The organism is Pantoea sp. BR_17 (genome assembly GCF_041955125.1).
In the GTDB taxonomy this organism is placed as follows: domain Bacteria; phylum Pseudomonadota; class Gammaproteobacteria; order Enterobacterales; family Enterobacteriaceae; genus Pantoea; species Pantoea stewartii.
The window spans coordinates 72565-87403 of sequence record NZ_JAVAXT010000002.1 but is presented as its reverse complement, the minus strand read 5'-3'; the positions used below and the strand labels follow the sequence as shown (position 1 = coordinate 87403).

11 protein-coding genes are annotated in these 14839 nt (G+C 51.1%); 7 read left to right on the top strand and 4 right to left on the bottom strand.

From position 1 onward, the window contains the following. Window positions 1-65: 65 nt before the first annotated feature. A complete protein-coding gene (lpdA, locus tag RAC60_RS04060) occupies window positions 66-1490 on the top strand; it encodes a dihydrolipoyl dehydrogenase (RefSeq protein WP_375092981.1) in 1425 nt (474 codons plus the stop codon). A gap of 616 nt (window positions 1491-2106) precedes the next feature. Here lpdA and RAC60_RS04055 read toward each other — a convergent pair. Further along, the gene (locus RAC60_RS04055; protein ID WP_058702052.1) at window positions 2107-3027 is read right to left on the bottom strand and encodes a LysR family transcriptional regulator; all 921 of its coding nucleotides are present in this window, start codon (window positions 3025-3027) and stop codon (window positions 2107-2109) included. Window positions 3028-3124: 97 nt separating this feature from the next. Here RAC60_RS04055 and RAC60_RS04050 point away from each other — a divergent pair, with 97 nt between their 5' ends. From RAC60_RS04050 to RAC60_RS04025, 6 genes are all read left to right on the top strand, one after another. Beyond that, the gene (locus RAC60_RS04050; protein ID WP_058709145.1) at window positions 3125-4123 is read left to right on the top strand and encodes an aldo/keto reductase; all 999 of its coding nucleotides are present in this window, start codon (window positions 3125-3127) and stop codon (window positions 4121-4123) included. Between the two features lie 245 nt (window positions 4124-4368). Then, window positions 4369-6966: a bifunctional aconitate hydratase 2/2-methylisocitrate dehydratase gene (acnB, locus tag RAC60_RS04045; RefSeq protein WP_072021701.1), complete on the top strand. Its 2598-nt coding sequence runs from the start codon at window positions 4369-4371 to the stop codon at window positions 6964-6966. 159 nt (window positions 6967-7125) lie between these two features. Continuing rightward, complete coding sequence (gene yacL / locus RAC60_RS04040; protein ID WP_006117708.1) at window positions 7126-7488, top strand: protein YacL; 363 nt, start codon at window positions 7126-7128, stop codon at window positions 7486-7488. A 150-nt stretch (window positions 7489-7638) separates the two neighbouring features. Further along, on the top strand, window positions 7639-7863 hold the full coding sequence (locus RAC60_RS04035; protein WP_375092727.1) for a 2-keto-3-deoxygluconate permease: 225 nt from the start codon (window positions 7639-7641) through the stop codon (window positions 7861-7863). Window positions 7864-7902: 39 nt separating this feature from the next. Further along, window positions 7903-9171: a four-carbon acid sugar kinase family protein gene (locus RAC60_RS04030; RefSeq protein ID WP_375092725.1), complete on the top strand. Its 1269-nt coding sequence runs from the start codon at window positions 7903-7905 to the stop codon at window positions 9169-9171. 586 nt (window positions 9172-9757) lie between these two features. Next, window positions 9758-11305, top strand: a complete 1548-nt coding sequence (locus RAC60_RS04025; protein WP_375092723.1) for a methyl-accepting chemotaxis protein — start codon at window positions 9758-9760, stop codon at window positions 11303-11305. Window positions 11306-11352: 47 nt separating this feature from the next. Here the strand turns inward: RAC60_RS04025 and RAC60_RS04020 are convergent, their stop codons facing one another. From RAC60_RS04020 to speD, 3 genes are all read right to left on the bottom strand, one after another. After that, complete coding sequence (locus tag RAC60_RS04020; protein WP_162286049.1) at window positions 11353-12525, bottom strand: nucleotide disphospho-sugar-binding domain-containing protein; 1173 nt, start codon at window positions 12523-12525, stop codon at window positions 11353-11355. 1 nt (window position 12526) lies between these two features. Further along, window positions 12527-13363 carry an alpha/beta fold hydrolase gene (locus RAC60_RS04015; protein WP_033740283.1) on the bottom strand — a complete coding sequence of 279 codons (837 nt, stop codon included), beginning with the start codon at window positions 13361-13363 and terminating at the stop codon, window positions 12527-12529. 643 nt (window positions 13364-14006) lie between these two features. Beyond that, window positions 14007-14816: an adenosylmethionine decarboxylase gene (gene speD, locus RAC60_RS04010; RefSeq protein WP_033740284.1), complete on the bottom strand. Its 810-nt coding sequence runs from the start codon at window positions 14814-14816 to the stop codon at window positions 14007-14009. Window positions 14817-14839: the final 23 nt, after the last annotated feature.

Sequence of the window (14839 nt, the reverse complement as noted above, 5' to 3'; positions counted from 1 at the left end):
CAGTTAACTAGCCTAATGGGATAGGCTCAGCGTCTGACCCGCCGGAAATCCAATAAGAGGTCATGATGAGTACAGAGATTAAAACTCAGGTCGTGGTACTTGGGGCAGGTCCTGCAGGTTACTCTGCAGCTTTTCGTTGCGCTGACTTAGGTCTGGAAACCGTACTGGTTGAGCGCTACAGCACCCTCGGTGGTGTCTGTCTTAACGTAGGCTGTATCCCGTCTAAAGCGCTGCTGCACGTTGCTAAAGTGATTGAAGAAGCGAAAGCGCTCGAAGAACACGGCATTGTGTTTGGTCAGCCGCAAACGGATATCAACAAAATCCGTAGCTGGAAAGAGAAGGTGATTAACCAACTGACCGGTGGCCTGTCTGGCATGGCGAAAGGGCGTAAAGTGAAAGTGGTTAATGGCTTGGGCAAATTTACCGGTGCCAATACGCTGGTGGTCGAAGGTGAAGGTGGCGCAACCACTATTAACTTCGATAACGCCATTATCGCTGCAGGTTCACGTCCTATCGAACTGCCGTTCATTCCTCATGAAGATCCTCGTGTATGGGATTCCACTGACGCGCTGGAACTGAAAGAAGTGCCTAAGCGTCTGCTGGTTATGGGTGGCGGAATCATCGGTCTGGAAATGGCTACGGTTTACCATGCGCTGGGTTCAGAGATCGACGTGGTCGAGATGTTTGACCAGGTTATCCCGGCGGCCGATAAAGACGTGGTTAAAGTCTTTACCAAACGTATCAGCAAGAAATTTAACCTGATGCTGGAAACCAAGGTGACCGCCGTAGAAGCCAAGGACGACGGTATCTATGTTTCGATGGAAGGCAAAAAAGCGCCGGGCGAAGCTCAGCGTTATGATGCGGTTCTGGTTGCGATTGGTCGTGTACCGAACGGTAAAGGCCTGGATGCTGACAAAGCCGGTGTCGAAGTTGACGATCGCGGCTTCATCCGCGTTGACAAGCAGATGCGCACCAATGTGCCACACATTTATGCGATCGGCGACATTGTAGGTCAGCCAATGCTGGCACACAAAGGCGTGCATGAAGGCCATGTTGCGGCAGAAGTCATTTCAGGTCTGAAACACTACTTCGATCCGAAAGTGATTCCTTCCATTGCCTATACTGAGCCAGAAGTTGCCTGGGTCGGTCTGACTGAGAAAGAAGCGAAAGAGAAAGGCATCAGCTATGAAACCACCACGTTCCCGTGGGCAGCATCAGGCCGTGCGATTGCTTCTGACTGTGCAGATGGCATCACCAAACTGATTTTCGACAAAGAGACCCATCGTGTTATCGGTGGTGCCATTGTCGGAACGAACGGCGGTGAACTGCTGGGTGAAATCGGTCTGGCCATTGAAATGGGCTGTGACGCAGAAGATATTGCGCTGACCATTCATGCGCACCCAACCCTGCATGAATCCGTAGGACTGGCGGCTGAAATTTTTGAAGGCAGCATCACCGATCTGCCTAACGCGAAAGCGAAGAAGAAATAAGTCTCAGGACAGTCATAGCGGCCCCTTATGGGGCCGTTTTTTTATGCTGATTATTATCGAATAAGAAAATCAATAAAGGAAAGGGCGCCTGCGCTAACACATTTACACTGGCATATAGGGCGGAGTAAACTCCGCCACTAACGAAGTTTTACTGCCTGGTTTCGTAATTCAAGACAGCCGAAAGTTCAGCACTCATTATTCTGAGGCGAAGCTCACATAATGAACCTCGGTTTGATAAACTCAATCCTAAGAGAATTAACCCGCTAATAACAAGCAAACCGTATTTCGACTTCATGGTGGCACCTCTCTTGATTTTCATCGAGCGAGGGGCTACCCTGACAGTGTTGAGGTGTTAGGGTAGTGACCTCCGCTCGCATTAGTTGACTGATTAATGTGAGCGGTTCCTTCCTCTTTCCACCTCAGATTCTTACCCAAAGCAGAAAGCTTCAGGCGCCCAACCGCAGTCTACGCATTTATTATTTTACTGTCCCCTGGTTTTTTATTTTTTCATAATGCTAATTAATAAAAATTTCTGTCTTTTATATTTTAAATGTTATTTATGCTGATTCTTTCATGACTATTTTAAAATAATTATTTCTCGGTTCTTATGTTGCTGTTAATTTTGATGGTTGATCACTTCGTTATTATTAACACGTAACCAGTCAATAAAATGACGTAATGGTGCAGAGACATAACGCCTGCCGGGATAGTAGAGCCAGAAGCCATCGGCATTCTCCGTATAGTGACTTAACAGCTCAACGAGTGAGCCACTTCGCAGACTGGCACTGACCACGGCCTCCTGCAGAAAAGCAATCCCTGCTCCCGCAAGGGCGGCCTGCAATATTCGTTCGTTGTTGTCCAGCACCAGAGAGCCACTGACGGCGACTTCCCGCTTTTTCCCTGCGTGCATGAATTCCCAGCGATAGCGTTGCCCGCTCGGGAAACGCCGCTCAATGCAGGGAAACTGCAGCAGATCGTCCGGTGTTTGCGGGGCACCATGACGTTCGATAAACGCCGGGCTTGCGACAACCAGTGTACGCATTGCCGGGCCAAAGGGCAGGGCGATCATATCCTGCGCCAGCACATCACCGTAGCGAATGCCTGCATCAAAACCGGCTTCAAGGATATCCACTAGCGCATCGTTACTGTCAATTTCCAGCGTAATGTCCGGATAGCGCTGGAGAAAGGGCAGGATCAGGCTGTCAAAAAACAGCGCTTCTGCAGAGCGGGGCATATTGAGTTTCAGCGTACCGTGAGGCCGGGCTCGCCAGTCGTTAAGTTCATCCACGGCCTGCGATAAATCAAGTAAGGCAGGCTGAATGCGCTGCAGGAAATGTTGTCCAGCCTCGGTCAGTGAGACACTGCGCGTCGTGCGGTTGAGTAATCTCACTCCTAGCCGTTGTTCGAAATGACGCATAGCGTGGCTCAGCGCAGACGGCGTCACGTTGCGTGCCTGTGCGGCTTTGCGGAAGCTCCGGTGGTGCGCAATGGCGCTGAACATTTCCAGTTCCTGCAGGGTGGCCCGCGAAAGTGTCATTGATGAATTTTCCTCACTGAATGGGCAAGAATAGCGCAATTGTTGTTGGTATTGATGAGGATTATAACAATAACACCGCAACAAAGAGGAAAACATCATGCAACAACGTCAATTGGGTAATCAGGGATTACGCGTTTCAGCACTGGGACTCGGCTGTATGGGCATGACCTTCGCCTATGGCAATCATGATGAGCAGCAGGCATTAAATACGCTGTCGCGCGCGTTTGAACTGGGCATCAACTTTCTGGATACCGCCGAAATCTACGGTCCCTTTACCAACGAGGTGCTCATCGCTAAAGCCCTTAAAGGCCGCCGCGACAATATTACAGTGGCCACAAAATTTGGTTTTGCGATTACTGGCGAAGGTCAGGGCTGGGAAAAGATGAGGGGCGTTAACAGCCAGCCTCAGCATATTCGCCGCGCAGTCGAAGGGTCGTTAACCCGTTTGGGAACCGATCATATCGATCTGCTTTACCAGCACCGCTTTGATCCGAGCGTACCGATTGAAGACGTGATTGGCACGATGGCGGATCTGATTAAAGAGGGAAAAGCCCGCTATATTGGGTTGTCTGAAGTCTCATCTGCTACGCTGCGGCGCGCCTGTGCCGTCCATCCCGTCTCTGCCTTACAAAGCGAATACTCACTCTGGACCCGCGATCCCGAGCAGGACATTCTGGCGACCTGTCGTGAACTGAATGTCGGTTTTGTGCCTTACAGTCCGTTGGGCCGGGGCTTCCTGACGGGCAAACTGACGTCCGTGGACGCGCTGGATCCGCATGACTTCCGCCGCAGTTTGCCCCGTTTTCAGGAGCAGGCACAGGAACATAACCAAAAGTTAGTCGCGCAGCTCACTGAGATGGCACACAGTTATGGTATTACTGCGGCACAACTGGCGCTGGCATGGGTCATGGCGAAGGGGGAAGATATTGTGCCGATTCCGGGAGCGAGTAAGGTCCATCATCTGGAAGAAAACTGTGCCGCAGCGAATGTCGTCCTGACAGGGGCGGACAGTGACACGCTGGACAGGCTCTTTGCGCCGCAAAACGTGCGGGGTGAACGCTATGCGGATGCAGAATATGGCATGATCGATCGTTAAGCTTACAGCGAAATGACTGGGTTAACCGGCAGGGCATTAAGCCCTGCGTTTTTTTCGTTTATCTCTGTTCAGGTAGCGCATTCTGCTGCAGAAAACCGCAATGTTGCTTTTTTGTAAACAGATTAACAAGCTGTTGAAATCCTGCTATGCTGCCCCACGCGGAACCGGGCACCTTACCCTACTCATGGAATGCGTTGTCATCAGGGTGCACCGGAAACCCATACAATGAGAGCGAGGAGAACGTCGTGCTAGAAGAATACCGTAAGCACGTTGCCGAGCGTGCTGCCCAAGGGATCGTACCTAAGCCATTAGATGCTTCCCAGATGGCCGCGCTGGTTGAACTGCTAAAAAATCCACCTGCGGGTGAAGAAGAATTTTTGACCGATTTGTTGGTCAACCGCGTACCACCCGGCGTCGATGAAGCGGCGTATGTTAAAGCAGGTTTCCTGGCTGCTGTCGCCAAAGGCGAAACAACCTCTCCTCTGGTATCTCCTGAAAAAGCCGTTGAACTGCTCGGTACCATGCAGGGCGGTTACAACATCCATCCTCTGATTGAAGCATTAGATGATGCGAAACTCGCGCCGATTGCGGCAAAAGCGCTTTCCCACACGTTGCTGATGTTTGACAGCTTTTACGACGTTGAAGAAAAAGCCAAAGCAGGCAACGCGCATGCGAAACAGGTGATGCAGTCATGGGCGGATGCCGAATGGTATCTGTCACGTCCAGAGCTGGCTGAAAAAATTACCGTAACGGTTTTCAAAGTCACTGGCGAAACCAATACAGACGATCTGTCTCCGGCACCGGATGCCTGGTCACGTCCTGATATCCCTCTGCATGCGCTGGCAATGCTGAAAAATGCCCGCGAAGGCATTGAGCCAGATGAGCCAGGCAACATCGGACCGATCAAACAAATTGAAGCGCTGCAGGCCAAAGGTTTTCCGCTGGCCTACGTCGGTGACGTTGTAGGCACCGGTTCATCACGTAAATCGGCGACCAACTCGGTGCTGTGGTTTATGGGCGATGACATTCCGAACGTGCCAAACAAAAAAGGTGGTGGCGTTGTGCTGGGTGGCAAGATTGCCCCTATCTTCTTCAACACCATGGAAGATGCAGGCGCGCTGCCGATTGAAGTGGATGTGAACAACCTGAATATGGGCGATGTCATTGATATCTATCCCTTCAAAGGTGAAGTCCGCAACCACGAAACCGGCGACCTGCTGGCCAGTTTTGAACTGAAAACCGACGTTCTGATCGATGAAGTCCGTGCTGGTGGTCGTATTCCCCTGATCATTGGTCGTGGCCTGACGACCAAAGCGCGCGAATCGCTGGGGCTGCCTGCCAGTACCGTGTTCCGTATCGCGAAAGACGTGGCTGAAAGCACACGTGGCTACTCGCTGGCACAGAAAATGGTGGGCCGTGCCTGTGGTGTTGACGGCATCCGTCCCGGTGCGTACTGCGAACCTAAGATGACCTCTGTGGGCTCACAGGATACTACCGGTCCAATGACCCGAGACGAACTGAAAGACCTGGCCTGCCTGGGCTTTTCGGCTGACCTGGTCATGCAGTCGTTCTGTCACACGGCGGCTTATCCTAAGCCGGTGGATGTGAACACGCACCATACGTTACCTGACTTCATCATGAACCGCGGCGGGGTTTCTCTGCGTCCGGGTGACGGGGTTATTCACTCCTGGCTGAACCGTATGCTGCTGCCGGATACCGTCGGAACAGGTGGCGATTCTCATACGCGTTTCCCTATCGGGATTTCGTTCCCGGCAGGCTCGGGCCTGGTCGCCTTTGCTGCGGCAACGGGCGTTATGCCGCTCGATATGCCGGAATCGGTGCTGGTACGTTTCAAAGGTAAAATGCAGCCTGGCATTACGCTGCGCGATCTGGTTCACGCCATTCCGCTGTATGCCATTAAGCAGGGCCTGCTGACCGTCGAGAAGAAAGGCAAGAAGAACATCTTCTCTGGCCGCATCCTTGAAATTGAAGGTCTGCCCGATCTGAAAGTGGAGCAGGCGTTCGAACTGACCGATGCGTCTGCAGAACGTTCTGCTGCAGGCTGTACCATTAAGCTGGATCAGGCGCCGATCAAAGAGTACCTGACCTCTAACATTGTCCTCTTGAAATGGATGATCTCTGAAGGCTACGGCGATCGTCGTACGCTGGAGCGCCGTATCGAAGGCATGGAGAAATGGCTGGCGGATCCACAGTTGCTTGAAGCCGACGCCGATGCGGAATATGCCGCGGTGATTGACATCGATCTGGCTGAGATCAAAGAGCCGATTCTGTGTGCGCCAAACGATCCGGACGATGCGCGTCTGCTGTCTGATGTGCAGGGCGAGAAGATTGATGAAGTCTTTATCGGCTCGTGCATGACCAATATCGGTCACTTCCGTGCGGCAGGTAAGTTGCTGGACAGCCATAAAGGCCAGTTACCAACCCGTCTGTGGGTCGCACCACCGACCAAAATGGACGCGGCTCAGCTGACAGAAGAAGGTTACTACAGCGTATTTGGTAAGAGCGGTGCGCGTATTGAGATCCCGGGCTGTTCACTGTGCATGGGTAACCAGGCACGTGTGGCTGACGGCGCAACGGTGGTCTCGACGTCAACCCGTAACTTCCCGAACCGTCTGGGTACAGGGGCTAATGTCTATCTGGCCTCTGCGGAGCTGGCTGCCGTCTCATCGCTGTTAGGTAAACTGCCTACGCCAGATGAGTATCAGCAGTTCATGGCACAGGTTGATAAAACAGCCACTGACACCTATCGCTATCTCAACTTTGACCAGTTGAGTCAGTACACGGAAAAAGCAGACGGCGTGATTTTCCAGACTGCAGTCTGACAGGTGACGATCGTTCTGTTTGAGAGGAGCGCCCCGGCGCTCCTCTTTTTTTATGCCTGAAAAGGGGCGTCCAGGGAATCTGGATAGGCGCGCTAAGCAGGTGCACGGCAATAAAAATAGCGGTATAACAGCGCGAGTAACTGACAAAGAGATAAGATCATGGAGTATGAATTTTTACGCGACATCACGGGCAAGGTAAAAGTGCGCATGTCGATGGGCCATGAAGCATTAGGCCACTGGTTTAATGAAGAAGTCGGGCATGACGCCAGCGTGCTGGATGAGGTTGAAGCCGAAGCCCAAAAACTTACAGGCAGTGAGCGCCAGTGGCAGCGCATCGGGCGCGAATATACGCTCTGGATGGATGATGAAGAGGTCATTGTCCGCGCGAATACATTGAATTTCGAAGGCGATGAGATGGAAGAGGGCATGAATTACTACGATGAAGAAAGCCTGTGCTTCTGCGGTAAGGAAGATTTCCTGGCCGTGATTGCCGCCTGGCGGCGATTTATGTCGGGCAAATGATTGAAAGCTTGCACACCGATCGCCATTTACCTCCTTTGTTGATTGATAATGCTCAATTATCAGCGTCTTAATCTGAGATTCCCGCCGCATATTTTATTCTTGTGATTTAATATCATCATAGTGATTATAATTAATCACTAAGGTGGTGGTATGAAGATTAAGGAAACAATCGAAAAAATGCCTGGCGGAATGATGATTATCCCGTTGGTGCTGGGGGCCGCCGCCAGGACAACTGCCATCACGCCGGCTGCGCTGGCGCAGGCCGATCCGGCTCTGTCTTGTGTGGTCGCCGCGGCAACGCCGCTGATTGCGACATCGGTGATTGTCACCGCCCTTTTAACGCCGATGCTGACCTTCCTGGGTGGCAAAAGGTAATCAGCGACGGGCTGTCGCTTCATCTACGGAAAAATCACGATGAAAATGATCGTTATTGCCGACGACTTTACCGGTGCGAATGATACGGGCGTGCAACTGGCTAAAAAAGGGGCACGTACGGAAGTGATGCTGACGTCACAGCAAAAGCCCTCACGTCGCGCTGATGTGCTGGTGATTAACACAGACAGCCGGGCACTCAGCGCTGAGCAGGCGGCGGTTGCGGTGAAACAGGCGCTGTCTCCCTGGGTGCGCCCTGGGCAAAACAGCGTGCTGATCTATAAAAAAATCGACTCTACCTTTCGTGGCAATCCCGGCGCAGAGATTGCTGCAGCTATGGCCGCCAGCGGAACCACGCTGGCGATTGTCGCCGCAGCCATTCCGTCTGCGGGGCGCATGACGCGCAATGGTGAATGCTGGGTTCACCAGCGCCCGTTGCTGGAAACCGAGTTTGCCAGCGATCCGCGCACACCGATTATCTCCTCGCGTATCCGCACGCTGATCGGCTTACAGACCGATCTGCCTGTCGGGGAGATGACGCTGGACGACGTCAGGCGTGGCGACCTCGCAGACCGGCTTGAAAACCTGCGCCAACAGCCCGCCAGCATCGTCATTATTGATGCAGAAAGCGATAACGATCTGGCCCTGATTGCCCAGGCTGCTCTCTCAATGGCTGCGCGCCCTTTGCTGGTTGGGGCGGCGGGACTGGCCAACGCGCTTCCGACCGACAGCTATATGGACAGCGATCAAACGCTTCCGGTTCTGGTGGTGGCGGGCTCGATGAGTGAAATGACCCGGCGTCAGGTAGCCCAGGCGCAACGTCTGGGGCGGGCTGACGTGGTCAGAATCGCGGTCGAAACCCTGCTTGCATCTGAGAAAGAGCAAAAAGAGATCGTAGAGCAGGCGTGCCAGATCCTTGCACAGAACAGGCACTGTGTTCTGCAGACCAGCAGCCACGGGGACGACCGTAACCAGATTGCAGCGCTGACCGGAAAATATGCATTGAGTCGCGAGGCGTTGGGCGAAACGCTTAGTCGGCGAATGGGGGATATCACCTTAGCGATCCTGGATCGTGCCCGTACGGGTGGGCTGTTCCTGACGGGCGGCGACATCGCGATCGCGGTGGCGAATGCTCTCGGCGCAGAAGGTTACCGTATCCACGGCGAAGTGGCGCCCTGTATCCCGTGTGGCACCTTCGTAAACAGTGACATCGATGATTTACCCGTTATCACTAAAGCAGGGGGATTGGGGACGGATGATACGCTCTGTGATGCGCTGCATTATATTGAGGAGCTGTATCTGAATGAGTAAACCTGAGCCTGCAGATGTGCAGGCCAGAATTGCGTTTCGACAGGATAAGTCAGGGGAAATTTGGAGGAATGATGAGAATAGCTGTGCCCTGTTTAATAAAGGGCGCGATATTCTCCATTATTAAAATATAATAAATCCTTACGTTCCCTGTTCGATGTGTAATGCTGTACTCCCCAATGATGCTGTTACATTTCGTTACCTGAATGCAACTGCTCGCTTAAGTCAAATTTACTGTTCGGTAAAACGAAACAGGCTTCACTGTCCTTTTTGAATGCTTAATCTGTTTGATTTTTCAGTTATTTATTGCCACGTGCACCGTGAAAACAGGGCGATAACAGGAATTATCCTCCTCCCTGTTTTCTCGTTATTTCCGCTAACGCTAATTTAAATTGTAACGCAGTGGAAATTTCCGCGAGAGCGCTAATAATCAACTTAACATTGATGCGTTCACTTCTACGTCACTCACCGTTCGGTTGAGTGGTCAGGCTTTTCATTAAATTTATATGCCTGATTTATTAATGTGCCTTGCCATTATTCTCGTGAATTAATGGAATTTAATTATTCTCTTTCCACTCGCGGAGATATTATGCTCAGCAATACATCTATCAGAACCCGCCTTTATATGGCGTTTGGTGCCATGACGCTTGTCATGATTGTGGTATGCAGTCTGTTTTATATGGGGTTTAATCGCGTCACGCAGGCCAGCAAGCTTAACGTTCATACCTATCAGGTGGTTGAAGGCCTGAATAAGGTGACCGAGAGTCTGCTGAATATGGAAACCGGCCTTCGGGGTTATGCACTTAGCGGTCAGACACAAATGCTGGCACCCTTTAATCAGGGTAAACAGGCCTTTAGCGACTACACCGCGAGTACACATCAGCTGACGCAGGACAATCCGGTACAGCAGCAACGCTTAGTCGATCTGGAAAGCAGACAGAAGAACTGGCTGGAAAGCTATGCCCGTAACGTAATGGCGGCGCGTGAGCGTCTGAATCAGGGGAACCTCGACCAGCAACACTTTTTAGACATCTTTGCGACTGATAAAGGTAAAGTGCAAATGGATGCGATGCGTAACGTGATTGAATCCATGATTGTCACGGAGAAATCATTACTCAAATCGCGTGAAGATGAACTGACTAGCGAGCGGACCAAAACGCGCGTGATCCTGGTGGCCGGACTGCTACTGTCAGCGGGAATTTCCCTGATTCTGGGCCTGCTGATTTCCCGCAGTATTTCTCGTCCTCTGGCTGTCGCGGTGCACACGGCCGATACCATTGCCCGGGGCGATCTGACCTCTGTGATTACCGTAAACCGTCAGGATGAAACCGGAAAGCTGCTGACGGCCCTGGCGAACATGCAAAATCATTTGCGGAACCTGGTGACCCAGATCAAAGATTCTGCGGCATCGGTTGAACTGGCGGCCAGTGAAATTGCGCAGGGCAATACCGAGCTGTCCTCCCGTACGGAAGAGCAGGCTGCGGCATTGCAACAGACGGCGGCAAGCATGGAACAAATTACTGCGACGGTTCGCAATAACACCTCTGTCGCTGAATCTACAGCGTCTTCGGCCCGGGAGACGGAATCACTGACGCGCGCCAGCGAAAAAGCCGTCAATGAAATGAGCCACACGATGCACAGCATTTCGGTGAGCGCGGCGAAAGTGAAAGAGATTACCGCGGTTATTCAAAGTATCGCTTTTCAGACCAACATTCTGGCGCTGAATGCGGCGGTAGAAGCGGCAAGAGCGGGTGAGCACGGTCGTGGCTTTGCCGTTGTCGCAACGGAAGTCCGTACGCTGGCACAGCGCAGCGCATCATCGTCGCGTGAAATCGGTAACCTGATTGAAGAAGCGGTCACCGGCGTGGCGAAAGGCGTACAGGCGGCCGATCATACCGCCCAGAGTATTCTTAAAGCGGCAAGTGAAGTCGCGTCACTGGCACAGTATATGGATGGTCTGGCGCTGGCATCAGTGGAACAAATGCAGGGCGTTTCGCAGGTCAGCATTGCCGTCACGCAGATGGACAGCGTCACACAAAGCAATGCCGCGCTGGTGGAGCAGTCGGCTTCGGCATCGCAGTCCTTAACTGAACAGGCGCGCAGTCTGCGCATGTTAACCGCGGCGTTCCAAGTCTGATGCCTTCAGGCCAGGCATGCACCCCGATGCCTGGCCTGAAGACGCGTTTAACGGGTCAGAAAGCGTTCCAGCTCAAGACCTCTGTGGGTTTGATTAGCCAGTTGCACAGCATAAAAGTCGCAGTTGTGTTTCTTCTGACGTGCAAGTGCCGCCATTTTTCTGATTTCCCTGATCCCTTTTCCCTTGAGGCCGCAGGCCAGTCGTTCAAGGGCGCGGGCATTTTCAAACTGATCAAATGCGCGAGGATAAATCAGCTGAGGCACCCCGTTCTTGAGCAACTGCGCGGTGGTGCCAATACCGCCATGATGAATGGCAAATAAGCAGGTTTCAGTCAGGGCAATATTGAGATGCGGCAGCGTCATCACATCATCGTTTACCGCTAACGCGGCTGCGGTTGGCGTAACAAGCACGCACTTCAGTCCTTCTGTTTTTAAGTCCTGTAAAACGCGTGTCACGGATGATTGTTCAGCCAGGGCCCAACTGGTAAAAAAGACCACCGTACGGGAGTCAATAAAATCGGTAATACGATCGTCATCCAGCGACGCCCGGCTCTTGTTCAGTAAAAAACCGGCATAAAATCCCTCGCGCGCTTTCTTTTGATAAAACCAGGGTTCGTATAACACAATCGACTGCGGTTCGTTATTGACCCAGTCAGCGTAAATATTGCGAGAGGCGGGCAGATTATGGTCGCGTCGCAGCGTGTCGATGGTACGCTGGAGTGCAGGCGAAACCAGGGCCCGTTGAAATAAAGCCAGTTTCCAGTTCAGACTGACACGCAGGCTTTTTTCCAGCGCATGGATAACACGCCCGGGCTGCAATTTTAAATTTGAATTGGTCAGGCTGATAGCATATTTCTTTAACCGGTATTTCTCGCTGACGGCTTTCGCCGCAAAACACCATAAAGAGTGAATGATGATGGCGTCATCTTCGGCAAGAGCGCTCATGGCATCGAACATCGCCTCCTGCTGTTCCGCCATATAATGTGAAATCCGTTTCAGGGCGTGCTTTTTGTCCCATAACGCCCGATCCTGGACGGCTTTCACATAAGTCTCTTTGTCGCCGACCGCCACAAAGGACAGGCCGCGATCTACTGCCTCAGATCTGAAATAGTCGTTAGCGAGCAGGTAAACATCATGATTCTTTTCTTTTAACAGCGAGCCAATCTCAATACAGGGAAAGACATCGCCTGCTGAGCCCAGTGCGCCAATAATCACTTTCATCTCAGACACCAATCTGACTAAAAATAGTATTGAAGGCGGCTGCGGTCCTTTCCCGGCTGCGCTTGCCTTCCAGATCCAGAAAATGTCCCGCATCCCTGATTTGATAAAAGCGCGTTTTATCCGACTCGCCGCATATCTCTTCGATGTTTTTTTGCGGCGTATGAATATCCAGGTCGCCGTTGATAAAGTGAAACTGGCAGGCCGAGTTATCAATAATGTTTTTGTAGTCGTGGTTGCGCAGCGTGGCAATCTGCTCAAGATGGAAACGCCCCTGACGGTATTCAATCTCATCCAGCGACGTCAGATGCCTGAAGTTGCAGAACTTCATTTTATTCGGCAGATATGCACCCACTTCGTCATTCATCAAATGCGCAAGCTCGACAAAGTTCTTCTCTTTTGAAAACAGATTGGCTTGCTTCACGTAAGTCCGCATACGGTCATTAAATTCAAAGGAATAGGACGCGATGATGGCATGTTCCAGGCCCTCTTCACCGTGATTCAAGAGCTTGAGAGTCGATGCACCGCCCCAGGAGGCTGAGGCAATAATATTGGGCTTATAAATTGAAATCAGCTCGCGAATAATCGTGACTTCATCATCAAGCGTGACGATATGGCAGCCCTGTTCGTTGAAGGGTTTTGATTTGCCTGAGAACGGAAGATCAAACGTAATGACATCTGATTTATCCGCCAGGAAGCGTTTCCAGTTGCGGAAAGAAGACGAGGTTGCCAGTGCACCGTTAATCAGGATGGTCCTGTTACGGGTCGGGACACTGCATTTTGTTAACTCCACATAAATGTTAAGTTCATTTATGTTTACTACAGAATAACCGTGACTCATATCACTCTCCCCACCAAGAAACATCATCAAATATTAAAGTTTTCTAATGTATATCACAGCAAATGGTAATCATTAAGTTATTTTTATGTTTTATCGCTGTTTTTAATCCGCAATCTTTCATCTTATTGATTTAAAGGTGTTTATAAATTAAATGCTCCTGGTTTTTCTCCATCATCTTAGTTTTCATGGAAAATTAAGTAACTTAGCAGGTCGTTAAAGTGTGATTTTCCTCATAAAATCCAGGCGAGGAAAGGGAGGCTGGTCTTTTTTATAGTGTCATAAAACTTTATTATCCTTACTGTATTCATGGTAAATTTAATTAATGTTTTATCATGGGACGAACGGCTCGGCAGGGATTACTGTGGTGAGTTTGTGTTAGTGCCACACTGTGGCCTGTTACTGGCAGGCGTTACGGGACGATCTCAGAAATAGCGTCTGCACAACAGAACGCAGGGGGCGGCTGATTTATTTCACGGAAGAACGTCGTAACGGGTCTGCCAGTCTCACCATCGCAAGACCACATGCCGCGAAAGAAAGGCAGCCGGGGCTACCCTGGTTCGCAGGGCGCAATAAGTGGCCCTGAACGGGCTGTGACAGATAACAGGCAGACGAAAGAGAGAATGCCCCGCAAAGGGGGCATAACTTAGTAGGTTTTTAATCCCACAGACGGAATATTGCGACCGTAATAAATCTCACGCATCTCTTTCCACAGCAGGTCAGTAATGCGTTTGTGCTCCTGCGGTGTCAGATCTTCCGGGCGGGTATTAAAGAGATAATGTTTTAAATCGAATTCTTTCAGCAACATCTTGGTATGGAAGATGTTTTCCTGGTAAACATTCACATCAACCATATCGTACATCCGCTTCATATCGTCGGACATGAAGTTTTGGATGGAGTTAATTTCATGGTCGATAAAGTGTTTAACGCCGTTCACATCACGTGTAAAACCCCGTACGCGGTAATCCACAGTGACAATGTCAGATTCCAGCTGGTGAATCAGGTAATTGAGCGCCTTAAGCGGTGAGATCACGCCGCAGGTTGAGACCTCAATGTCTGCACGGAAGGTACAGAGGCCGCCTTCAGGATGGCTTTCCGGATACGTGTGCACACAAATATGGCTTTTATCAAGATGCGCGACCACGGAATTAGGCAACGGGCCGGGATGCTCAGACGTATCAATATCTTTAGGATCAACAGGTTCTTCACTGACCAAAATCGTGACGCTGGCACCCTGTGGCTCATAATCCTGGCGCGCAATGTTCAGCACATTCGCACCAATAATCGAACAGGTTTCGGTCAAAATTTCCGTCAGGCGATTGGCATTGTATTGCTCATCGATATAAGCAATATAACCATCGCGCTCGGCTTCGGTATTCGCATAGCAAATATCGTAGATACAAAAACTCAGGCTTTTGGTCAGATTATTGAAGCCATGCAGTTTTAGCTTTTGCAATTTTATTCACCCCCTTATAAATG